Origin of the sequence: Mammaliicoccus sp. FSL K6-3158 (assembly GCF_038005105.1) — a bacterium.
GTDB classification, from domain to species: domain Bacteria; phylum Bacillota; class Bacilli; order Staphylococcales; family Staphylococcaceae; genus Mammaliicoccus; species Mammaliicoccus sciuri.
Genome location: NZ_JBBOSL010000001.1, coordinates 2,352,163 through 2,373,525 on the forward strand (window position 1 = coordinate 2,352,163; position 21,363 = coordinate 2,373,525).

Annotated in this window: 27 protein-coding genes; 13 read left to right on the forward strand and 14 right to left on the reverse strand. The window is 31.5% G+C overall.

Features of this window, described 5'->3' with window-relative positions:
- Nucleotides 1–202 precede the first annotated feature (202 nt).
- Nucleotides 203–1,144: an agmatinase family protein gene (locus MHH94_RS11905; protein WP_058591670.1), complete on the forward strand. Its 942-nt coding sequence runs from the start codon at nt 203–205 to the stop codon at nt 1,142–1,144.
- 28 nt (nt 1,145–1,172) lie between these two features.
- Nucleotides 1,173–2,396 (forward strand): Nramp family divalent metal transporter, encoded by a 1,224-nt coding sequence (locus MHH94_RS11910; protein WP_058591671.1) that lies wholly within the window; start codon nt 1,173–1,175, stop codon nt 2,394–2,396.
- A 61-nt stretch (nt 2,397–2,457) separates the two neighbouring features.
- On the opposite strand, the gene MHH94_RS11915 is transcribed toward MHH94_RS11910, so the two are convergent.
- Entirely contained in the window at nt 2,458–3,042 is a 585-nt protein-coding gene (locus MHH94_RS11915) for an AAA family ATPase (RefSeq protein WP_078355478.1), read from the reverse strand.
- A gap of 295 nt (nt 3,043–3,337) precedes the next feature.
- Between MHH94_RS11915 and MHH94_RS11920 the strand changes: the two genes are divergently transcribed.
- A complete protein-coding gene (locus MHH94_RS11920) occupies nt 3,338–3,433 on the forward strand; it encodes a type I toxin-antitoxin system Fst family toxin (protein WP_107603061.1) in 96 nt (31 codons plus the stop codon).
- A gap of 157 nt (nt 3,434–3,590) precedes the next feature.
- Here the strand turns inward: MHH94_RS11920 and MHH94_RS11925 are convergent, their stop codons facing one another.
- Complete coding sequence (locus tag MHH94_RS11925; protein WP_058591673.1) at nt 3,591–3,962, reverse strand: hypothetical protein; 372 nt, start codon at nt 3,960–3,962, stop codon at nt 3,591–3,593.
- Between the two features lie 163 nt (nt 3,963–4,125).
- On the opposite strand from MHH94_RS11925, the gene MHH94_RS11930 reads away from it, so the two are divergent.
- Nucleotides 4,126–4,212 carry a type I toxin-antitoxin system Fst family toxin gene (locus MHH94_RS11930; RefSeq protein WP_107603069.1) on the forward strand — a complete coding sequence of 29 codons (87 nt, stop codon included), beginning with the start codon at nt 4,126–4,128 and terminating at the stop codon, nt 4,210–4,212.
- A 165-nt stretch (nt 4,213–4,377) separates the two neighbouring features.
- Here the strand turns inward: MHH94_RS11930 and MHH94_RS11935 are convergent, their stop codons facing one another.
- Complete coding sequence (locus MHH94_RS11935; RefSeq protein WP_058591674.1) at nt 4,378–4,785, reverse strand: GNAT family N-acetyltransferase; 408 nt, start codon at nt 4,783–4,785, stop codon at nt 4,378–4,380.
- 100 nt (nt 4,786–4,885) lie between these two features.
- Nucleotides 4,886–5,095 carry a hypothetical protein gene (locus MHH94_RS11940; RefSeq protein ID WP_078355477.1) on the reverse strand — a complete coding sequence of 70 codons (210 nt, stop codon included), beginning with the start codon at nt 5,093–5,095 and terminating at the stop codon, nt 4,886–4,888.
- Between the two features lie 332 nt (nt 5,096–5,427).
- Here MHH94_RS11940 and MHH94_RS11945 point away from each other — a divergent pair, with 332 nt between their 5' ends.
- Entirely contained in the window at nt 5,428–5,916 is a 489-nt protein-coding gene (locus MHH94_RS11945; RefSeq protein WP_232156638.1) for an ABC transporter permease, read from the forward strand.
- A gap of 177 nt (nt 5,917–6,093) precedes the next feature.
- Here MHH94_RS11945 and MHH94_RS11950 read toward each other — a convergent pair whose 3' ends face one another.
- Nucleotides 6,094–6,612 carry a GNAT family N-acetyltransferase gene (locus MHH94_RS11950; RefSeq protein ID WP_048541823.1) on the reverse strand — a complete coding sequence of 173 codons (519 nt, stop codon included), beginning with the start codon at nt 6,610–6,612 and terminating at the stop codon, nt 6,094–6,096.
- A 106-nt stretch (nt 6,613–6,718) separates the two neighbouring features.
- Between MHH94_RS11950 and MHH94_RS11955 the strand changes: the two genes are divergently transcribed.
- Nucleotides 6,719–7,162: a YtoQ family protein gene (locus MHH94_RS11955; protein WP_025905009.1), complete on the forward strand. Its 444-nt coding sequence runs from the start codon at nt 6,719–6,721 to the stop codon at nt 7,160–7,162.
- Between the two features lie 52 nt (nt 7,163–7,214).
- On the opposite strand, the gene MHH94_RS11960 is transcribed toward MHH94_RS11955, so the two are convergent.
- Nucleotides 7,215–7,676: a threonine/serine exporter family protein gene (locus MHH94_RS11960; protein ID WP_078355474.1), complete on the reverse strand. Its 462-nt coding sequence runs from the start codon at nt 7,674–7,676 to the stop codon at nt 7,215–7,217.
- A 10-nt stretch (nt 7,677–7,686) separates the two neighbouring features.
- Complete coding sequence (locus tag MHH94_RS11965) at nt 7,687–8,445, reverse strand: threonine/serine exporter family protein (protein ID WP_048541818.1); 759 nt, start codon at nt 8,443–8,445, stop codon at nt 7,687–7,689.
- Nucleotides 8,446–8,674: 229 nt separating this feature from the next.
- Here MHH94_RS11965 and MHH94_RS11970 point away from each other — a divergent pair, with 229 nt between their 5' ends.
- On the forward strand, nt 8,675–9,115 hold the full coding sequence (locus MHH94_RS11970; RefSeq protein WP_049319662.1) for a MarR family winged helix-turn-helix transcriptional regulator: 441 nt from the start codon (nt 8,675–8,677) through the stop codon (nt 9,113–9,115).
- Between the two features lie 45 nt (nt 9,116–9,160).
- Here the strand turns inward: MHH94_RS11970 and MHH94_RS11975 are convergent, their stop codons facing one another.
- The 4 genes from MHH94_RS11975 to MHH94_RS11990 form a co-directional block, all read right to left on the reverse strand.
- On the reverse strand, nt 9,161–9,730 hold the full coding sequence (locus tag MHH94_RS11975) for a DNA-3-methyladenine glycosylase I (protein ID WP_049319661.1): 570 nt from the start codon (nt 9,728–9,730) through the stop codon (nt 9,161–9,163).
- 10 nt (nt 9,731–9,740) lie between these two features.
- A complete protein-coding gene (locus MHH94_RS11980) occupies nt 9,741–10,226 on the reverse strand; it encodes a DUF1648 domain-containing protein (RefSeq protein WP_078355471.1) in 486 nt (161 codons plus the stop codon).
- An 87-nt stretch (nt 10,227–10,313) separates the two neighbouring features.
- Complete coding sequence (locus MHH94_RS11985; RefSeq protein WP_025905003.1) at nt 10,314–11,528, reverse strand: NupC/NupG family nucleoside CNT transporter; 1,215 nt, start codon at nt 11,526–11,528, stop codon at nt 10,314–10,316.
- A gap of 181 nt (nt 11,529–11,709) precedes the next feature.
- On the reverse strand, nt 11,710–11,919 hold the full coding sequence (locus MHH94_RS11990) for a hypothetical protein (protein WP_048541810.1): 210 nt from the start codon (nt 11,917–11,919) through the stop codon (nt 11,710–11,712).
- A gap of 201 nt (nt 11,920–12,120) precedes the next feature.
- On the opposite strand from MHH94_RS11990, the gene MHH94_RS11995 reads away from it, so the two are divergent.
- The 3 genes from MHH94_RS11995 (at nt 12,121) to MHH94_RS12005 (ending at nt 15,318) form a co-directional block, all read left to right on the forward strand.
- On the forward strand, nt 12,121–12,951 hold the full coding sequence (locus tag MHH94_RS11995) for an aldo/keto reductase (RefSeq protein WP_340841237.1): 831 nt from the start codon (nt 12,121–12,123) through the stop codon (nt 12,949–12,951).
- Nucleotides 12,952–13,000: 49 nt separating this feature from the next.
- Nucleotides 13,001–13,933, forward strand: a complete 933-nt coding sequence (locus MHH94_RS12000; protein WP_340841239.1) for an aldo/keto reductase — start codon at nt 13,001–13,003, stop codon at nt 13,931–13,933.
- Between the two features lie 344 nt (nt 13,934–14,277).
- Entirely contained in the window at nt 14,278–15,318 is a 1,041-nt protein-coding gene (locus MHH94_RS12005) for an NAD(P)/FAD-dependent oxidoreductase (RefSeq protein WP_107602292.1), read from the forward strand.
- 77 nt (nt 15,319–15,395) lie between these two features.
- On the opposite strand, the gene MHH94_RS12010 is transcribed toward MHH94_RS12005, so the two are convergent.
- A complete protein-coding gene (locus MHH94_RS12010) occupies nt 15,396–16,199 on the reverse strand; it encodes a helix-turn-helix transcriptional regulator (protein WP_253918747.1) in 804 nt (267 codons plus the stop codon).
- Between the two features lie 427 nt (nt 16,200–16,626).
- Nucleotides 16,627–17,988, reverse strand: a complete 1,362-nt coding sequence (gene glpT, locus MHH94_RS12015; protein ID WP_048541804.1) for a glycerol-3-phosphate transporter — start codon at nt 17,986–17,988, stop codon at nt 16,627–16,629.
- A 186-nt stretch (nt 17,989–18,174) separates the two neighbouring features.
- Here glpT and MHH94_RS12020 point away from each other — a divergent pair, with 186 nt between their 5' ends.
- Both MHH94_RS12020 and MHH94_RS12025 read left to right on the forward strand, forming a co-directional pair.
- The gene (locus tag MHH94_RS12020) at nt 18,175–18,756 is read left to right on the forward strand and encodes a TetR/AcrR family transcriptional regulator (RefSeq protein WP_107602288.1); all 582 of its coding nucleotides are present in this window, start codon (nt 18,175–18,177) and stop codon (nt 18,754–18,756) included.
- 13 nt (nt 18,757–18,769) lie between these two features.
- Nucleotides 18,770–19,315 (forward strand): hypothetical protein, encoded by a 546-nt coding sequence (locus MHH94_RS12025; RefSeq protein ID WP_048541801.1) that lies wholly within the window; start codon nt 18,770–18,772, stop codon nt 19,313–19,315.
- A 40-nt stretch (nt 19,316–19,355) separates the two neighbouring features.
- Here the strand turns inward: MHH94_RS12025 and MHH94_RS12030 are convergent, their stop codons facing one another.
- Nucleotides 19,356–20,381 carry a hemolysin family protein gene (locus MHH94_RS12030; protein ID WP_078355441.1) on the reverse strand — a complete coding sequence of 342 codons (1,026 nt, stop codon included), beginning with the start codon at nt 20,379–20,381 and terminating at the stop codon, nt 19,356–19,358.
- Nucleotides 20,382–20,613: 232 nt separating this feature from the next.
- Between MHH94_RS12030 and MHH94_RS12035 the strand changes: the two genes are divergently transcribed.
- A complete protein-coding gene (locus MHH94_RS12035) occupies nt 20,614–21,258 on the forward strand; it encodes a FusB/FusC family EF-G-binding protein (protein ID WP_107602287.1) in 645 nt (214 codons plus the stop codon).
- Nucleotides 21,259–21,363 lie beyond the last annotated feature (105 nt).

Genomic DNA, 21,363 nt, shown 5'->3' on the forward strand with positions numbered 1-21,363 from the left:
TACCGGTACCAAAAAGGTTTAAAAAAATATATTAACCTGATATGATTGTAATCGGTTCCATTAAAATTGTCAACGCTACAAAATTAATCATACTAATTTTAATAAATATGTTCATTTTATAAAATTAATATTCAGAAAAATTTGAAAACAAATGATTACTTTTATATAATGTGAATAAATAATTGAAAGGAGAACTTTTACAATGACAGAACGAATTTATGGCAATACACCTTGCTTTTTAGGTGGTAAAAACTTAACAAAAGAAAAAGATTATTCCACAGACGTTCTCGTATATGGCGTCCCTTTCGAAGGACCTTGCACTTGGGGAGATTATACAGGGTGTGAATTAGGACCGAAACAAATTAGATTATCTTCTGCTAGATATAGCGGATATTTACCTGAATTAGATCACATAGATGTACATAAGCATTTATCCATCGGGGATGTAGGTGATGTTTCAACCGTACCACATGATGTTGATCAAACGGTTCAGAACATCGAAGTATTTGCTGAATATTTATGGAAATCCAATAAATTTTTAGTCGGTTTAGGAGGCGATCACGGTATCACATATCCGATTTTAAAAGGATTAACGAACACCGGGAAAAAAGTAGGCATTATTCATTTAGATGCGCACTATGATAATATGCCTCACTATGAAAATGAACAATTTGCACGTAATACACCATTCATGAGGTTATATGAAACAGAAGGCATTCGAAACGAAAGCTTAATTCATACTGGTATTCATGGACCTCGTAACCAGCCTGAAACGGGACAATTCGCCAAAGAAAATGGTGCGGTTACCATCACGATTAATGAAATTAAAGAAACAACTGATTTACGTCAGTTTGCGCGTGATATTTATGCACAGGCAAGTAAAGATGTTGATGTTGTTTACTTAACGATCTGTAGTGATGTACTCGATTTTGCTTTTAATCCAGGCGGACCTGTTGATGGTAATGGTTTAACAAGTTATGAACTTTTAACAATGATTTACGAATTTGGAAAGTTAGGTCTTATTGGTATGGACTTTGTTGAAGTTTATCCAATGCAAGATGCGAACCAAAACTCTGCTCACTTTGTATCAACTGCTGTACTTTACGTATTAGCCGGCCATATTAAGTTTTTAAACAAAGTTTAATGCCTTACAAACGAAGGGATGACAAGATATGACTGAAAAGAGAGAAAGAAGTAGGTTTAGTATTTTTGGTCCTGGAATGATTATTACTGCATCATTTGTTGGTCCTGGTACCGTTACAACCATGACTCAAGGTGGTGCTGGATTTGGATACAGCTTACTCTGGGCAGTAGTCTTCTCAATTATCGCAACGATAGCGCTTCAAGAAATGGTTGCTCGATTGGCTCTTGTTACAAATGAAGGTTTAGGAGAAGCTATACGGGATATTTTTAATCACAAATTACTTAAACTCATCACAGTTTGGTTCAGTATGATTGCTGTAGCAGTTGGTTGTGCAGCATACATATCTGGGGATTTATTAGGGACGTCGTTAGGTGCTTCCTATTTACTTGGCATTCCAGAAAATTATATTGCCCCTGTCATTGGTATCGTTATTTTGTTAATTGGGTTAAGCGGTAGCTATGGTTTAATAGAAAAAGTTATGACTGTACTCGTGCTCATTATGGGTGTCATCTTTATTACAACAGTTATTGTCATTCAACCAGATTTCGGCGCAGTATTAAAAGGTGCATTTATACCGAGTATACCTAACGGATCATTATTAACAATTATCGCACTTATTGGTACAACAGTTGTACCTTATAATTTCTTCATACATGCTAGCTCCATTCACGAACGATTTAATGGCATTAAAGACTTAAGAATTGTAAGAATTGATACAATTGTTGCGATAGGATTAGGAGGACTTATATCTGCTGCCATACTGATTACAGCAGGAACACTCATCCATGGTAAAGAAGTCACAAGCTTAGTAGAACTATCCGAACCACTTAAACCGGTATTGGGAGACTTTGCACCTATATTCATGAGTGTCGGATTATTTTCAGCAGGTCTATCTTCAGCAATTGCTTCTCCAATGGGTGCTGCAGCAACAATCAGTAGTTGTCTCCGTTGGAAAGGTGGCGTAAAAAGTAAAAAGTATAGACTCGTGTTCGCAATCGTCATTTTCATTGGTATCATTACCTCTTCACTCGGGTTCGAACCATTAGAAGTCTTACTAATCGCACAAGCATTAAATGGCATCATTTTACCACTCATCGCAATATTAATCTTTGTAATCTTAAATAAGAAGAATATGATGGGTAAATTTGCAAACGGCATCGTCCTGAACATCATCGGAATATTCGTCGTACTCGTCGTATCATTTTTAGGCGTCTACAGTTTAATAGATGCTATTCAAAGCTTTATTAGATAAATCAAAAAACCCTTCACTATCACATTAGTGAAGGGTTTTCGTCTTAAAATATAACATTTAATCATCTAATATGCTTAAATGTCGTTAAAATTCTATCGAGTTTTCTCTTTATCCAATTTCTATTTTTTAATAGCTTTAATTGACTCTTTTGAGCGACTTCATTAACAACTTGGTCAACATTTAATTGATCTGTATATATTTTATATTCTGTAACAATATTATCAAAAAACTCAATACAGTCGTCCATTTGAACACGAGCAAACGTTTCTCCCAATTCCAATCTTTTATTCAAACGTCTATTTAAAGTTTTCTTATTTGCATACAGTATATAATGATCTAACCGAATCCCATCTTTTTTTAAGCGTTCAATAATTTCTTGGTAGTACTCAATATTAATAATAGTCATAGGTACAATGATTATACCGTCATATGACTCTGCTATATACTTTAATAAATCATAGTTAAAGTATCTCCATTGATCATGGTCTTGAAAATTATCTTTATGTAAATTCTTTGGTATATTATGACGTATAAAGGAACCTAAATTTTCAGGATCATAAACAAAAGATTTAGATAATCTCTTATTCAATTCGAAAGCCGTAGTTGTTTTTCCAGAACCAAATGCCCCATTTAACCAGATAATCATAAATTCACCCTTTTCTATAGAAGATAACAATTAGTTCATAATATAGATTAAAATTCTATTTAATCATATATTAGAAACATTATATCCTTAACTACAAATAATGAAAATCGGTATTGTCAAAAGTAGTATTTAAGTAAAAATTCAAAAACAAAATGCAGTTTACAAAAAAATTAGGTACAAACATTAAATCAAACACAATTTTATAATAAAAGTTTTTATTTTTTTAATATAATGATATAATTATATCGTCGCCCACCTCTATGGCGTAATTCTACATAGAGAGGAGGTGTTGAGAATGACAACTGCTTTTGTCAATATCATTGCACCCATTATATGTGGATGTGCAATAGCTTACTTTTCTCATTGGTTAGAGAATCGTAAGAAAAAATAAAAGGCGACGTTTAGCCGACACCATTAATAAAACCCCCTCACTATGGCAGTAGTGAGGGGGTTTGGTGTTGAGTCACAACAATTGCTTTTGTTAGTAACATTATACCACCTATTGCATTTCATGTCATGTGTAAAATTGACATTGATGTTCAAAAAATTTATTTACTTTTAGCAATAGACATACCCATTTCATTCTTTATGTCATTTGCTACAGTCTGTAATTCAGGAAAATAATTATTAGCAAAACCTATAATTATTTTGTTCTTCACAAATTCATTTAATTGTCTATCCTCTGGAATAGTCTGATCTATCAATTCCAAAAGTTCTCTATGATTTATATCATCTAAACTTACATTACCCAAATACTTCATAATAGCTAACATAAGTTTATCAAACACCTCATGTTCAAAATCAAAATCCAATAATAATAAACTTACAGAGTTTGTCTCTATTTGATTATCACCAATTCTAACTGATAGTTCGCTTATAGCTTGATAAAGTAATCTAAAACTCTCTTTATTCTCAAGCATATTCAAACACTCCTTGATTTTAAAATAATTAGTATGTGTATTACCACAATCATCTTCTAAATTAATGATAACCAAAACTCTAAATCAAGTCCAAACTAACAGTAAATGAAACATTGCATTTAAAACCCCCTCACTAGTGCAATAGTGAGGGGGTTTTACAGTAATTACTTTTGTCCACATCGTTGCACCCATTATATATGAATGTGCAATAGCTTACTTTTCTCATTGGTTAGAGAATTATAAAAAATAATAGGCGACTTTTAGCCAACACCAATAATAAGTTCAAGCACTACTCCATATAAAGATGAGATATAATGTTAAAATATAACAATTCTTTCTATTTATTACATTATATCATCTAATACATATCATGTCATGTTTAAAATATACATTAATCACCTTATTTTTATATCTTTCAGAACTCTTTGATACACTTATATCTAATAATTCCTGGATATTTCTCCCCTAAAGAAATAATTTTAAATCCTAGTTTAATATAAAAACCTACTGCGTCATTATCCGTTTCAGCTACTAACTTCTGTTTAGGGAATAATTGATGTATTTTATTTATAATCTCAGTTCCTAGCCCTTTATTCTGTATGTGACTTTGAATAGCGATATGTTTAATCACAACTTCTTGTTCAGTACTGATTAACCCCACTAGTCCTACTATACGTTCATTATTACTAACAGAATACAGTTCATTTTCAGTTATACTGTAATACTCTTCAACATCTTTTATATTTTCTATATTCAATATATTTTGAAATAGATCCCTAATAATTGAGTTACTTTCGACACTGGCTATTTTGTTGAATTTCATCAATACCTGCACCTTCTATAGAATTATATTTCACTCTAATATCACACTTTTGATTATTGTTTATTCATCATTAAATATAGCATTAGTATCTTAATATGGTCTATCTAGAACTTAAGTAAGTTAACAATAGTACGACTATTAAATCTACGTGACTAAGCTTTTCCCCAGTTGAAAGTAATATATGTTTTACTATATAATTATTCTTTGTTCTTCTTTGTTGTTTCAAAAACTTTGCGCAGATAATGTATAATTTCCAAAATAAATAATAAATTACAAAAACAATTGAAAATATAAAGAGTATTTTAATCATAAATACCCCTCCTAACATTAATCACTTCTTTCATTTCAATATGAGTAAATAATGAAGAAATCGCACCTATATCTTTATTAAGGAAAACAGATATAGATGATGATTAATATTATCGCTAACACGAAATTTGTTACTAATATCATTCTAAATAGCTTTTTGGAAACTTTTCTATTATACCTCTTTAATCCATATACCTGTACCCACGTGCTAAATGCAGTATATCCTATGATAAATAAAAAAATGATTAAAAATTGTAATGCAATCACTCCCAAATACACCTATTCTACCTATGACTCACTACGTTTAAATTAATTTTACATCAAGTAGCAAAAATGAACTTTCCAATTTCAATATTACCTAGTTATATCGTAGTGAGTAAATTTTATAGTCATTTAGTGCTATTGGGTATTATAACTTTAATATGCTTTATTGCTGGATTTACACCATCTATATATTTAATACAATTATTAATATTTATTCCATATGCACTTTTACTTTCGATATCGATAGCTATATTTACATCGACTTTAAACGTCATCATAAGAGACACTCAAATGATTATACAAGCTTTAATGAGAATGTTATTTTTTGTATCGTCTATTCTTTATCTACCAGATAATAAAATTGTCATAAATATCATCAAATATAACCCCATTTATTTTCTTGCTGAAGGATACCGTTCAGCGACTCTAAATAAAGAATGGTTCTTTATTAATAATTGGGATTTAGTGATATATAACTTTGTTTTTCTGATAATAACGTTTGTAATTGGAGCATATGTTAACTTTAAATATAGAGATTACTTTTCAGATTTTATGTAGAATTTATTATCTCTATTGCGATTTTCATAATAAAAAGAGACCTGAAATTAGGTCTCTTTTTATTATATCATTTTCTATTTTTTTCTTTTACGGTTAACCAAATAATAACCATAAAGTCCGCAAGCTAAAATAAATAAAAATATAAGCATATTCTACCCCCCTATATTATATTTATCTCTATATTTCTGTCTCAACGATATAGTCGGTTGATATGTCATTACCGGCTACGAATTGATGAGATCCTACTATTTTATAGCCATGCTTAGTATAGAATTTGAGTGCTTGGTGATTATGTTCCCATACGCCTAGCCACAGTTTTGATTTTTGTTGTTCTTTAGCAATTTCAAAGGCTTTTTTCATGAGTTCACTGCCGATTCCTTTTGACTGAAATTGTTTATACATGTATAAACGTTGTACTTCTAGATAGTCATCTCCCATTGGTTCTGTTTGTGCTGATCCAATGTTGAGTTTCATGTATCCTGCGATTTCTTGATTGATTTTGGCAAAGAAGTACCATGATTCTTTATTTTGCAATTCACTTAAAAGTGTTTCATGATTGTATGCTTCTTCAAAATATTGATTCATATCTTCTTGTGGCATGTCGTCTACAAATGTATCTTTAAAAGTCGTTCTACATATTGTTGATAAAGCTTCTATTTCATTTTCTTGAATAGCTGTTATTTCGATTGTATGCATATTGAGAGCCTTCTTCCATACTATTTTATTAATATTTTTCTAATCATATCAAAGAAAACGATTGTTTTAAATATGTTAAACTAATAAAAAAGGAGTGAATATTCGTATGACAAATTTAACGATTTATTTAGCAGGACAAATTCATGATAATTGGAGAGAAGAAATCACTCAGAAGGCTGAACAACATAATTTACCACTAACGTTTGTTGGTCCACAAACCAACCATGATCGTTCTGATAATATTGGCGAATCTATTTTAGGTGAACAACCTAATAATTATTATAAAGATAATGCCGCTTCTGATATTAATAATTTTCGTACACAAGTATTAATGAATAAAGCTGATGTTGTCATTGCTTTATTTGGTGAAAAATATAAACAATGGAATACAGCAATGGATGCTTCAACGGCGATTGCTTTAAACAAGCCGTTAATACTTATACGACCAACTGACTTAATTCACCCGCTTAAAGAGTTATCTAACAAAGCTAATGTAACTGTTGAGACAGTGGATCAAGCATTAGAAGTACTTAAATATATTTACGAATAAAAATAAAAGGTTATGACGCTTATTATTTACAAATACATGCGTGATAACCTTTTTATTTAACTTTATTTAATTGTCGATGTTTCTTATATTTATAGTAAACTTTCGATAATAAATCTGCTATGAGTAACCCAAGTGCTATTGAACTTGAGATAAGTGCAACTTTTATCATCGTAATTAATGCTTCATGATAATCATTTAATACTAAATTTTTAATCGCTTCATAGGCTGTGCCACCTGGTACAAGTGGTATGATACCAGGAATAATAAAGAGAATAACTGGCGAGAAGAATTTTCTACTCATCATATGCCCTGCCACACCTATAAACAAACCGCCTATAAATGAAGATTGTACGTCAGAACCATTAACCATCATACCCGTTTGAAAAGCAACCCACCCGATGGCACCAACTATACCAGCAGGGGTTAATAAATATTTAGGTGAATTAAATAATAAAGCAAATAAGAAAGCCGTACCAAAACTAAATACAATGTTTAATATTATCGTTATAATCATAATTCACCTCTTATGAGAATATTAACAACACGATACCTACACCGACACCAATGGCAATAGAAGTAAAGGTTGCTTCTAATCCTTTAGATATACCCACTAATAATTGACCTAAAAATAAATCTTGAATCGCATTTGTTATGAGCACACCTGGAACGATCGGCATAACTGCAGATATAATCGCAATATTTAACGCATCTCCTCCAAATAACATTTGATTATAAATGGCGATTAATGCGATGACACTCGCGGCAATAATTTCTGCTATAAATTTAACACGTGTCCATGAATGTAGAATTTCTACTATAGAATAACCTATTGCACCTCCAATAAATGTGGCGATGATATCTTCTTTATGTCCACTAAATAAATATAGGAAGAAAATTGAAATAAAACCTGCAGCAATCATTTTAAACGGTAACGAGTATGGTAATGGGGATTTATGTATAGTACGAATACGCTTCAATGCCTCTTCAGCTGATATTTGCCCTTTATCTAACATTCTAGAAATGTTATTCACGCGATGAATATTACCTAAATTCGTATCTCTTTTACTGACTCTATATACTCTAATATTGTCGTCAATATCTAAAGCGAAATTTATAATTGTTGAACTGACATAACATTGATTATTCGGATACCCTAATCGTTTAGCCATTCTATACATTGTATCTTCAACTCGAAAAGCCTCCGAACCCGCTTCTAACAATACTAAACCAGCATTCATCACAATTTCTTGAACTATAGATTTAGGATAGCGTTGTTGATTCATATACTACACACCTCACTTTATCTTTATATATATAATAGAGTATCAAAAATAACATTACAATCGGACTTTTATTTCTATAAAATTCAATTTTATATAAATGCGAAAACTGAGATTTTATAAAACTGTATTGAGTGCGATAATTTTTTCTATTTTATGAACATTTCGTAAATAACTTGACTTTGTTTTCATTTCATAATAGGCTTAATTTTGACGTAAGGAGGATAATAAAATGGATATACCACCAATCAACAAACAACTTGGATTCATGTTATATGTTGCGTCAAAAGAGCTTATAAAAAAATATACACCAATATTGAAGAAATATAATCTAACTTATACAGGTTATATCGTTCTTGTAGCTATAGATAAAAACGAAGTAATCAATATTAAAACTTTAGGCGACAGACTATACTTAGATTCTGGGACTTTAACACCACTTTTAAAGAAACTTGAAGAAAAAGGATTCGTTAATCGCGAAAGAGCGATTAATGATGAGAGAAATTTACGTGTTTCTTTAACTGAATTGGGTATCGAAACGCAAGGCCAAATCTTAGAAGATATCTATCAAACATTCCAAGATTTAAACATGGATACTGATCATTTTAACGAATTACGTGATTCAGTTGAAACATTTATTCAAACAAATCTTAATAATGACAAAGATGCATAATTTTGAAATAACATAAAGAGGCTGGGACAAGGTTTAAACATTGTCTCAGCCCTTTTTATTTCTATTATAACTATGATATGGACAAGTGATGAGATGGTCATCTATTATACCGATACTTTGTAAGAAAGAATACATGATTTTAGGACCAACAAATTTAAAACCTAATTTCTTTAAGTCTTTGCTTAATTTAATAGAAAGATCTGTTTCTGCCGGCACTTCTGACATGTCATGCCATTCATTTATAATTGGCTCACCATCTACATATGACCAAAGAAAATCTGCAAAACTGCCATATGTTTGTTGTATTTCTTGAACTAATAATGCATTACTTTTTACGGACTTTATCTTACCTATATGTTTAATAACATTATATTCAATTTTAATGTGTTCTAATGCTTCATCTGTTAACACTGCACATTGATCAATTTTAAATTGTTTAAAAGCTACTTGATATGCTTCTCGCTTTTGAATGACCGTTTCCCAAGAAAGACCAGCTTGTGCACCTTCTAATGATAGCATCTCAAAGATGTAATCATCATTTTTATTAATTCTACACCATTCATTTTCGTGATATTTTTTCATTAAATCACTATTTGGCCAAGTACATTCTGACATATATTTCCACTCATTTCGTATTTTCATTTTTATCTAACATATAATTTCGAGCCATAAATATGATAATCGTTATGCCTATCACACTTAATATAATGATTGTTTCCCATACACCCAACTTAAAAGGCATACCAAGCGCTGTATATAAGTCTTTAATGACGAGAAATGTAAATAATGCCATCATTTCGAATTTGATAAAGTAAATTAATAATTTAGCATTTTCTATTTGGGCTTTATTTGGTTGATCATAAAGTGATGGAACATGTATGTATTTATCTATCTTTGGATTACTGACTAAATAATGAAGTATAAGCCATATCAATAATCCTAATACAGGCATAAAGAATATAAAAGTCTTAGTCGACCATGCATCTGCATTTCCTGCAAAATTATAATGACTCGGTATTTTGTCAGGTAAATCGGCAAAGTTAATCATAATTAATATAATAGAAATTAACCACAAAACAATACTCGATATATCTAATACTTTTTTGAGCATGATATATCCCCCTTTATAAAAAAAGCAACAAGTACATTAAATGTGCTTGTTGCTTTTAAGTTTAAACTTTAAAAGTGTTTATTGAACTTACCAAGCAAATAATCCAACGAATGCTGCTGTTAACAGCGATACTAAAATACCTGATAACAACATCATTGGTACGTATTTAGATACGAAATTAGATACATCTTCTTTAACGATACCTTTCAAAGTACCTATTATCATACCAATAGTAGAGAAATTAGCAAATGATACTAAGAATGTACTAATTACTGCTGCTCTATGTGTTGAATATTCACTTATTTCTTTACTAATCGTGCTCATAACAACAAACTCATTTGTTACTATCTTAAGTGCCATTTGTTGAGCAACTACCCATGCTTCCCCAACTGGCATACCAAGTAAAATTGCGAATGGGAACATAAAGATACCGAGGATATACTCTAATCTTATGTTTGGTAAATATGGAATTGGATCCATAATACCTAGTAATTTATTAATCAAGTCCGCAATCGCAACAAATGCGATAACAAATGCGATAATGATTAATACAAGTTTACCTGCATTGATGACTGAATCACCTAAAAATGAGAAGAATGGCTGTTTTTCCCCTTCGTCTATCTCAGCCACAACATCATCTTCTGGGTCTAAATCAAACGGATTTAAAATTGTTGTTACAATAATCGCGTTAATGATGTTTAATGGTATTGCCGTTAATACATATTCTCCTGGTATCATCGTGACATACGCACCAACAATTGCCCCTGATACAGAACTCATAGACATCATTGCAAGCGTAAGTACTCTGACTTTATTCATAGATGTTAATTGTTTAGATGAAACTGCTAAAGCTTCCGTATTTCCTAAGAACATCATTTCAATTGAGAAGAATGACTCAAATTTAGGTTGTCTTGTTACTTTTGAAATAACCCAACCTAACATTGAAATAAATTTTGGTAAAATACCTAAATACATTAAAATATCGAATACTGGTACAACTAGTAAAATTGGTAGTAACGCTGAAACTGCCATATCCATTTTCCCTGGCCCTGGTGCTGTAAAGCTACCAAATGCAAATCCAATTCCCGAAAAAGCAGATTCTAAAAGCCATGATACGCCATCAGCCGCACCTTTAACGAATCTCGCTCCGAAAGAAAATTGTGTGAAGAACCATGCTAATACTAAGTTAATGACAATTAGTATTAAGACTGATTTCCAATCAACATTCTTTTTGTCTCTAGAAAAAAGAAAAGCGACACCAATGAATACCAACAAACCAATTATGTTGATGATTAAAAACATTGTTTATTGTCCACCCTTTTCGTTTAATTAAAAGCATCATTATTATAACATGCAACTTAAAAGTATGTTACTACATTTTTACATACTATTTACGATTTTTATATAAATAAAAAAACGAATAAACCATCAAGGCTTATTCGTTGAAGTTTCAATCATATACATTTTTACTCGTTAAATTTAATTATTTAGAATATTGATCAAATTGATTAATAGATTGATCGCATTTCATACTGATAGCTAAATATACGATATAACCAGAAACCAGTACCATGATTAAAGCATAAACTGTTAATACATAAATATTAGAAATAATTGCCGTATTAAACAGTACCAACATGAGTATCATGATTGCATCTATAATGCTTAATGATATGACACATACACGCTCCATTTTAACCCTTCTTTTCTCAATAATATGACTCTAGCTATTAGCTACTTATCTTGCGCAATGAGATACATCTTACTACATTCACTATATGAATTCAATACGTTTTCCAAAATATTTATAAGCTGATTATTCCTATCAACAAAAATAGTTATGATATAGTTTACAAGTGTACAGTCATTATATTTATTTAGGAGGCATTTTATCATGGAAAATTATCATTTAAATGATGGACAAGTGTTACCGCAAGTAGGATTTGGTACGTATAAATTGAACGGATCATCTGGTGTGCATGCAATCGTAAACGCATTAAACAATGGATATCGCATATTAGATACTGCATATAACTACGAAAATGAAGGTACTGTCGGAAAAGCGATACAAGAAAGCCATGTTAGTCGCGATCAAATTATCGTAACATCAAAGCTACCTGGTCGTTATCATAGTTATGATCAAGCCATTACTGCTATACAAGAATCGATTTATCGATTAGGTGCAGAATATATTGACTTATATTTAATTCACTGGCCAAACCCTAAACAAGGCAAATATGTAGAAGCTTGGAAAGCACTCATAGACGCACAGAAACTTGGCCTTATTAAATCTATAGGTGTATGTAATTTCTTAGAAGAACATATTGATACATTAGAAAAAGAAACTGGTGTACTACCTGCAGTTAACCAAATAGAATTACATCCTTATTTCAACCAAAAAGATGTACTCGAATATCATCAAGAAAAAGGTATTATAATAGAAGCTTGGAGTCCTCTAGGTCGCGCTTCAGAAGTTATAAACGATAAAGAAATTGGTAAAATCGCTGAAAAATATAATAAAACAATTCCACAAATCATTTTAAAATGGCACGTTCAAAATGGTATTGTCCCAATTCCAAAATCAACATCTAACGAAAGACAACTACAAAATTTAGATGTGTTTGATTTCTATTTAGAATCAGAAGATTTACACGCAATCGATGCATTAACTAAAGCTGATGGACGACTTAAAGATCAAGATCCAGCAACTTATGAAGAATTTTAATTCAAACTTATTCAAATTTAAAACAAACAATGAGAAAAGGATGATTGAAATGGCAAAACGTGTAAAATTAGGTAAATCAAATATTGAAGTTAACCCAATTGGTTTAGGAACTAATGCTGTTGGCGGTCATAATTTATATCCAAACCTAGATGAAGAACAAGGTAAAAATGTTGTAAGAGCTGCCCTAGACAATGGCGTTAATTTATTAGATACTGCTTTCATCTATGGTCCTGGAAGATCAGAAGAACTTGTCGGAGAAGTCGTTAAAGAATACAATCGCGAAGATGTCGTTATCGCTACTAAAGGGGCTCATTACTTTGACGGTGATGATACGAAATTATCTAACGCCCCTGAATTTTTAAAAGAACAAGTTGAAAACAGCCTTAAAAGATTGCAAACTGACTATATCGATTTATATTATATTCATTTCCCAGATGATGAATCACCTAAAGACGAAGCAGTTGCAGCTTTACAAGAATTAAAAGATTCTGGAAAAATTAAAGCAATCGGTGTTTCTAACTTCACTTTAGAACAACTTAAAGAAGCCAATAAAAATGGTAATGTAGATGTTATTCAACATGAATATAATTTATTAAATCGTGAGAATGAACACATCTTAGAATATACCGCAGAACATGATATTACATTTATTCCATATTTCCCATTAGCTGCAGGATTATTAGCTGGTAAATATGATGAGAATACAACATTCGATGATTTAAGAGCAGAAAAACCAGAATTCCAAGGTGAAGCTTTTAAAGAAAATCTAAAAAAAGTAGACAAACTTAGCGAAATCGCTCAAGAGCATGGCGTAGACGTAGCGCATATTGTGTTAGCATATTATTTAACAAAACCATCATTAGATGTGATCATACCAGGCGCTAAACGAGGCGAACAAGTTATCGATAACTTAAAAGCATTAGAAGTGAACTTAACAGAAGAGAACATTCAACTTATAGAATCACTCTTCCCAATCGCATAAGTTTGATAAGAAGGCTGAGACAGGAAAAATTGTCTCAGCCTTTCATTATGTGACAGTGTGTTAGCTTTCATTTTTTATGAATTCTGGTAATTAGAGGGCGGTCACTAAGGGACATTCCTCAGAATTCTGTCTCTAACACCACCTCATTTTTCGACCATACAGTCATCTATCTATCAATCCCGCCCATACAAGTATGCCCACCTAATTTTTATTCATCTAAAAAAATTCACATATGTATTTAAATAAAAATTATGACAATTCCTTCATTGATATTGATTATCATTTGCAAATATAGGATAATAACCGTAAGTTGAAATAATTAGGAGGAATCATGACTGATGAATATTACAGACGTTACGATTATCGGCGGGGGTCCAGCGGGATTATTTGCGAGTTTTTATTCCGGGTTAAGAGGAATGAGCGTAAGAATAATAGATTTCCAAAATAAATTAGGCGGTAAAATGCATGTCTACCCTGAAAAAGTCATTTGGGATATAGGGGCACTTGCGCCAAAACCTTGTTATGAAGTTATTCAAGATTTAGTGCAACAAGGCTTACATTTCGGTCCAGAAGTGTGCTTAGAAGAAAAAGTTATTGATATTAAAAAAGTTGAAGAACAACATTTTATTATATATACAGAAAAAGGTCATGAGTATCATTCAAAATCTGTCATTATTGCTGTTGGTGGTGGCATAATTAAGCCTTTAACTTTAGATATTGAAGGTGCTGAGCGTTTTGAATTGTCCAATTTAAATTATGTTGTGCAGTCTATCCAGAAATTTAAAGACAAACACATATTAATTTCGGGGGCAGGTAACTCTGCATTAGATTGGGCTTGTGATTTATCAGAATATGCGAAAAGTGTTACGCTTTGCTACAGAAAAGAGGAAATTTCTGGGCATGAACATATGAAACAATTATTAGATAAACTTGATATCACTAAAAAACCAAGTATGGTTATTAAACAACTTAACAGTGATCCTAATAAACCAGTTATCACAGAGGTTGTTTTAGAACATGTTGATACAAATGAACAAGAAATCGTACCTGTTGATGAAGTCATCATTAGTCATGGTTTTGATCGTGAATCAGAGTTACTTCATAATGCACAAACAAAAGTCAATTTAGTTAATGATTTCTTTATTGAAGGTTTAGGAAACAGTCAAACTTCAGTACCTGGTATATTCGGTGCAGGTGATATTCTTAAACATGATGCAAAAGTCCATTTGATTGCTTCTTGTTTCAATGATGCCGCAAATGCTGCGAACTTAGCTAAAAGCTATATCGATCCTGAAGCACAAGCAGGCGGTCGCGTATCGAGCCACAATGATATCTTCAAAGAAAAAAACAAAGAAGTTATCAAAAAATATATTGCACAATCTTAATACGAACTATTTACCTTCCAATCTGTTTAACCTTAAAAGAGATTGGGAGGTTTTATTTACATAAAAATACTAAATTTTTATGTAAATATCATACTTGAATAATCCTCTTGAAACTTTTTTAAATAATATTTAACTTCCTCATCTGATAAATCTCGCTCATGATCTACTTCATTAAAAAAGCTTTGTCGTTCAATTTGTGCGTGTTTACGTTGTATCATATCACGATACTTTTTTGGCGTAACACCATAATACAATTTAAAAGAATAAATATAAGACGATACATTATAAAATCCATGTTTTTCAGATATGTCGATTATTTTTTCTTGTGTATGAATTAAATCATACGTGCTATTTAACAATCTGATGTCCGTTAAATAATCTTTAAAGTTCACACCCATTTGTTCTTTAAATAATTTCGAAAAATACGATTCAGAAATATGATATTTATCGGTAAATGTATTGATGGTTATACGTTCATTATAATGATCATATATATAATCTTTAATTTCATCAATTATCGGGTTCATATGTCGGTTAACAATTGGACATTCTTTTGAATAAACCGTTAAACGGTCTCTATAAAATTCTAATATTGTAATAAGTTGCTTCATTATTTTTAAATTGCGGTTGTTTTCTTGTATTAAATATAAATCACACAAGCATATTAAATGGTCTCTTAAAGTGACTAATTCTGTTTGGTTTTGTATATACTGATGATATGAAAGTAACTCCGGTATCATCGTTGATATTAATGACTCATACAAATGAATTTGTACAACAATATTCCCTTCTAGCACATCGAGTTTATACCACTCATTATGTTTAACAACAAACGTTTCCCCTTCTTTATATTGGTTACTATTCTCTTTGATCGTAACCATAACATGCCCCTTTAATACTACAAAAAAAGAAATACCTATATGATTGCGATATTTAGTAGCAGAATATTTTAGGTATTTGATTTCATATATATTTCTCACAACAAATCTCCTAATTCTTTGATATCTTAATAAATTTAATCCAAATCCCATAAGTAAACATCGAATTACTTATTTAATAATATAGAATTATAATGACGTTATTATAATTCGAAAACTTTAATCAGTAAATATATAAATTGAAGAAAATCAGATTAAGGTAAATGTTTTAATATTTTGAAAGAATCATACAATTTATAAAGTGAGAATATATTGAATCGTATCATTGAATTTCGCGAACGTTTACCATTCGATATTTCGACTTAATACAACTTCATTAAATACAAAAAGAGACTAAGGTACAACTACCCTAGTCTCAGTTCATATAATATTATGATTTTACAACCTCTTGTCCACGTTTATTCCAAGTTAAGATGAAACTTAGCATTGCAAGGACACTAATGATTGTCAATAATAAAAATCCTGAATCCCATCCGAACTTATCAACTGTTAGTCCCATAATGATATTAGCCATTACAGCACCACCTAAATAACCAAACAATCCAGTTAATCCCGCAGCAGTACCTGCTGCTTTTTTAGGTACATAATCTAATGCTTGTAAGCCAATCAACATAACTGGTCCGTATATTAGGAAGCCTATCGCGACTAATGCAATATTGTCTACTAATGGGTTTCCTGCTGGATTTAACCAATATACAATGACAGCGATTGTCACACCTAACATGAATATAAATCCTGCTGGTCCCCTTCTACCTTTGAACACTTTATCTGAAATATAACCACATAATAATGTTCCTGGGATACCTGCCCATTCATATAAGAAGTATGCCCAACCTGATGCATTTAAATCGAAACCTTTTTCTTCACTTAAATACGTAGGTGCCCAGTCTAGCACACCGTAACGAACAAAATAAACAAAGATATTTGCAATAGCAATCATCCAAACCCATTTGTTATTCAATACATATTTAAAGAGAATATCTTTTGTTGATAGCTCTACTTCTAAAGATTTCTGTTCTTTATTCGGATAATCATTTCGATATTCTTCAATTGGTGGTAACCCCATTGATTGAGGTGTGTCCCTAACTAGAATATACGAAACAAGTGCAATAATTAATGCAATAATAGCCGGATAAATAAAAGCACCTTCAAAGCCTTTTAAGTAACCAAACGATAATGTTCCTGTAATCGAAATACCTAACAAAGCTATTGGTGCCATCAATCCACCACCAACATTATGAGCGACATTCCAAATTGCTGTCTTACCACCACGTTCACTAACACTGTACCAATGTACAAGTACTCTACCAGATGGCGGCCACCCCATACCTTGGAACCAACCATTTAAGAAAAGCATGATAAACATGATAAATACACTAGATGTTAAGACAGGTATAAAACCCATCAATAAATTAACGATTGCCGTTAATACTAAACCTAATGTTAAAAATATTCTTGCGTTACTCCGGTCACTTACTGTACCCATAATAAATTTACTAAAACCGTAAGCAATTGAAATAGCTGATAAAGCAAACCCTAATTCCGTCTTACTAAAGCCTTCATCAATTAATGCTGGCATCGCAAGTGAAAAGTTTTTCCTTAATAAATAGTAACCAGCATAACCAAGAAATATACCTATAAAGACTTGAAGTCTCAATTTCTTATATGTATCATCTACCTGTTCACTTGGCAGAGGATCTATATGTTTAGCCGGTTTCAAGAAATTCGCCATACTCATACCTCCTAATATTAATTATTTGTAAAGAATGTAAAGATTTTGTAAATTTCAATTTATAATTTCATCATATGTATTGCAAACGTTAAAGTCAATGCATTTTTATATTTTTATTAATTAATTTAATTTATTTTTTAAACTTTTATTTAACACAGGTGTATTAAAATATGTTAGACTTCTACTATGCCAAAAATTATTAATCATAAAGAAAAAAAAGAACAAATTATTCAATATGCTTTTCAGTCAATTGTTGAAAATGGTGCAAAGGGATCTACGGTTAGACAAATTGCTAAACTCGCACAAATGACACCTGGACAAATTAGATACTATTTTCCAAGTCATTCAGAATTACTCAGTGCAGTTATGTCTGAAGTAGAACTAAAAGTAAGAAGGAGAATCGAAGCAATACTCACGTCTGATAACCAAGACACAATTGATAAAGTAAAAGCATGTTTACTCGCCGTTTTACCGTTAGATGAAGAGAGATTAGCTGATATGGAAGTATGGATGGCCTTTCGATATGACAGCCATGAATACGGACAAAGTACTTTAGATGATGGATTAGACGAACTATGTACAACGGTATTAACGATTTTAGAACGCGACAACTTATTAAAAAACAACAGCAATATACATCTTAATTCAATGAGACTTCACGCATTAATTGATGGATTAGCACTTCATAAATTGTTAAATCCAAAACAGACCTCAAATGAAGATATTGAAGCAATTGTATTCGAAGAAATTTCAAAGCTTACGAGATAAAGGAGGATAAGTCATGAATTTTATTGTGTGGCTCATTATTTTTTGTGAAGTTGCATTCTGGGTCGTTATACTACTCGGACTCGTCACAAGATATGTATTCAGACAGAAAAAGCTTGGGCTCATTTTTCTAGCACTAACACCCGTTATTGATTTGATTCTATTAATCACAACAGCAGTAGATTTAATGAATGGCGCAACGGCCGAAACACCTCATGCTATTGCTGCTGTTTATATATCCGTTTCAATTGTCTTTGGTAAAAGTATGATTCAATGGGCTGATGACCGCTTCAGATATTATGTCATGAAAGAAGGCAGCAAACCTGAGAAGCCTAGTGGGTTCGCGTATGCGAAACTGTATGCGAAAAGTTGGTTCAAACATTTACTCTCTTACATTATAGGGACAGGTATTCTACATTTAATCATTTACTTAATTCATGACAAAAGTAGGACTGAAGCTATGGATGGTGTCATCCACATTTGGTCAATAGTGCTCATTATTGATTTAGCCATCACCATCTCGTATTTCATATGGCCACCAAAAAAGAAACAGTCAGAATAAAAGAACCTGAGCCATTTTTTGGCTCAGGTTCTTTTTACGTCTATCTATCGTGTTCATCTTCAATGTTACCGACAATATTTTCAAGTATGTCTTCCATCGTAATCATACCTGCTAATTGACCGTCTTCATTATGAACGATTGCGATATGTGCACGTTGTTTTTTCATTTTATCCAATACGTTTTGAATGGCGTCTGTCTCTTTGACATATATGATTTCGTGAATTAATTCAGTTATATCTTGTATGTTGTCTTTCAATAAATCTTTCGCATGTATATATCCAATAACATTTGTTTTATCATCTTGATACACTGGATATCTTGTATAATAACCATTTTTCACAAATTGAATGGCTTCTTGTTGACTAGATTTACTATTGATCATTGTCATATTGTCTCTAGAAATCATACAATCTTTGACAACAAGTTCATCATAAATAAATACTTTATTAATATGTTCTAATTCTGTTGATGAAATTTCTCCGCCTTGGTGACTTTCTTTAATCAACATCTTCAATTCTTCTTCAGAGTGATATAATTCAGATTCTTTCGCAGGTTTCATACCAAATAAGCTCAATATCATTCTTGCTGACCCATTTAAAATAAAGATAAAAGGATATAATAATTTGTAAAACAGTATAATCGGTCTTGCAAAGAACAATGTAACTTGTTCAGCTTTTTGAATTGCGATAGTCTTTGGCGCCATTTCTCCTACTACAACGTGTAAATATGTTGCAATAATAAATGCGCTTGCTAAAGTTAAGATATGAATAACCGATTCTGATAATCCAAAGCTACTATAAAGTGGATGCAAAATAAACTCAAATGTTGATTCTCCAACCATACCAATTCCGAGTGCTGTAATGGTTATACCTAACTGACATGCCGCTAAATACTCATCAAGATGTTCAACTACCTTTTTAGCTGGTTGAGCGTTCTTATAATTCTGTTCTGCTAAATAGTTAATTCTAGATGACCTGACCTTTACAATCGCAAACTCCGTCGCAACAAAGAATCCGGTTAAAGCGAGTAATACAATAAACGTGATTAAACTAATTGTGGTCCCCAATTATTAATTAATTCCTCCATATAATAAAAAATTCCAACCATATTTGGTTGTCTTTTAATTTTACACTATTTCGAATAATTTTTATAATAATATACATTTGAAATTACATTGCTAAAGGACTATACTAGTGTCTGATAAGGAGGGATCTTAAGATGCTACTAAATGTGTCATGTTCTCTACAATTATTCATACCCAACGATCAAATGAAATAATTTAAAAGAAGGGATTTAATATGAATAATTACATTAAACCATATCAATTCGTTAGTATTAAAGAAAAATCAGAACAGTTATTTAACGTTTATAAATCTGTAAATGATATAAAAACAATCGATACGTTTCAAGCTATAACATACGACCATATTTCACAGCTTTTTGAGGAAAAGTATTCAGAAATAGAAGATTTCACAAAAATCATTATGAATAAAAAGATTTCTCGAGCACAAATTGAGAAATTATTATTTGGGCTTAAAAGCTACGTCGTCCCATTTGAACAGCCTTCAAGTAAGCAACTTGAAAAGATCTTTAAAAAGACTAAAAAGTTAAAACAACCAGAATGGGATAACATAGACTTAAAAGAGTCTTCATATATAGGTTGGAATGATTCTGGTAAACAAAAGAAATTTATCGTGCTCTATGAAGACGATAAATTGATAGGTGTATCAGGCGATTTATCACCAACCATTAAGCCTGGAATCTGTAGTATATGTAAGAAAGAATCCAATGTTTCCATGTTTCTATCTACGACGAAATCTAAAGGTGATGGAACATATACTAAAAATGGTAATTACATTTGCCATGATAGTGAACATTGTAATCAACAACTCGATCAACTAAACGGATTATATGAGTTTATACACACCGTAAAAACAAAATAATCAATAAGGAAGCTGAGCACATCATCAAATGATGGCTCAGCTTTTCATTTATCGGACTGGTAATCCTGTTTTCGGGTCGATAAATTTTTTTATCGGTCCAGAAAT

Excerpts from the sequence above, each read along its gene's own strand:
- MHH94_RS12025 (WP_048541801.1), top strand. The coding sequence starts at position 18,770 with ATGAATTTTATTGTGTGGCTCATTATTTTTTGTGAAGTTGCATTCTGG.
- MHH94_RS12010 (WP_253918747.1), bottom strand. The coding sequence starts at position 16,199 with ATGGTTACGATCAAAGAGAATAGTAACCAATATAAAGAAGGGGAAACG.
- MHH94_RS11970 (WP_049319662.1), top strand. The coding sequence starts at position 8,675 with ATGGATATACCACCAATCAACAAACAACTTGGATTCATGTTATATGTT.
- MHH94_RS11995 (WP_340841237.1), top strand. The coding sequence starts at position 12,121 with ATGGAAAATTATCATTTAAATGATGGACAAGTGTTACCGCAAGTAGGA.
- MHH94_RS11990 (WP_048541810.1), bottom strand. The coding sequence starts at position 11,919 with ATGGAGCGTGTATGTGTCATATCATTAAGCATTATAGATGCAATCATG.
- MHH94_RS11980 (WP_078355471.1), bottom strand. The coding sequence starts at position 10,226 with ATGCTCAAAAAAGTATTAGATATATCGAGTATTGTTTTGTGGTTAATT.
- MHH94_RS11960 (WP_078355474.1), bottom strand. The coding sequence starts at position 7,676 with ATGATTATAACGATAATATTAAACATTGTATTTAGTTTTGGTACGGCT.
- MHH94_RS11955 (WP_025905009.1), top strand. The coding sequence starts at position 6,719 with ATGACAAATTTAACGATTTATTTAGCAGGACAAATTCATGATAATTGG.
- MHH94_RS11910 (WP_058591671.1), top strand. The coding sequence starts at position 1,173 with ATGACTGAAAAGAGAGAAAGAAGTAGGTTTAGTATTTTTGGTCCTGGA.
- MHH94_RS11965 (WP_048541818.1), bottom strand. The coding sequence starts at position 8,445 with ATGAATCAACAACGCTATCCTAAATCTATAGTTCAAGAAATTGTGATG.
- MHH94_RS12020 (WP_107602288.1), top strand. The coding sequence starts at position 18,175 with ATGCCAAAAATTATTAATCATAAAGAAAAAAAAGAACAAATTATTCAA.
- MHH94_RS11935 (WP_058591674.1), bottom strand. The coding sequence starts at position 4,785 with ATGAAATTCAACAAAATAGCCAGTGTCGAAAGTAACTCAATTATTAGG.
- MHH94_RS11940 (WP_078355477.1), bottom strand. The coding sequence starts at position 5,095 with ATGATTAAAATACTCTTTATATTTTCAATTGTTTTTGTAATTTATTAT.
- MHH94_RS11975 (WP_049319661.1), bottom strand. The coding sequence starts at position 9,730 with ATGTCAGAATGTACTTGGCCAAATAGTGATTTAATGAAAAAATATCAC.
- MHH94_RS11950 (WP_048541823.1), bottom strand. The coding sequence starts at position 6,612 with ATGCATACAATCGAAATAACAGCTATTCAAGAAAATGAAATAGAAGCT.
- MHH94_RS12035 (WP_107602287.1), top strand. The coding sequence starts at position 20,614 with ATGAATAATTACATTAAACCATATCAATTCGTTAGTATTAAAGAAAAA.
- MHH94_RS11905 (WP_058591670.1), top strand. The coding sequence starts at position 203 with ATGACAGAACGAATTTATGGCAATACACCTTGCTTTTTAGGTGGTAAA.
- MHH94_RS11925 (WP_058591673.1), bottom strand. The coding sequence starts at position 3,962 with ATGCTTGAGAATAAAGAGAGTTTTAGATTACTTTATCAAGCTATAAGC.
- MHH94_RS11945 (WP_232156638.1), top strand. The coding sequence starts at position 5,428 with ATGAACTTTCCAATTTCAATATTACCTAGTTATATCGTAGTGAGTAAA.
- MHH94_RS12000 (WP_340841239.1), top strand. The coding sequence starts at position 13,001 with ATGGCAAAACGTGTAAAATTAGGTAAATCAAATATTGAAGTTAACCCA.
- MHH94_RS11920 (WP_107603061.1), top strand. The coding sequence starts at position 3,338 with ATGACAACTGCTTTTGTCAATATCATTGCACCCATTATATGTGGATGT.
- MHH94_RS11915 (WP_078355478.1), bottom strand. The coding sequence starts at position 3,042 with ATGATTATCTGGTTAAATGGGGCATTTGGTTCTGGAAAAACAACTACG.
- MHH94_RS11985 (WP_025905003.1), bottom strand. The coding sequence starts at position 11,528 with ATGTTTTTAATCATCAACATAATTGGTTTGTTGGTATTCATTGGTGTC.
- glpT (WP_048541804.1), bottom strand. The coding sequence starts at position 17,988 with ATGGCGAATTTCTTGAAACCGGCTAAACATATAGATCCTCTGCCAAGT.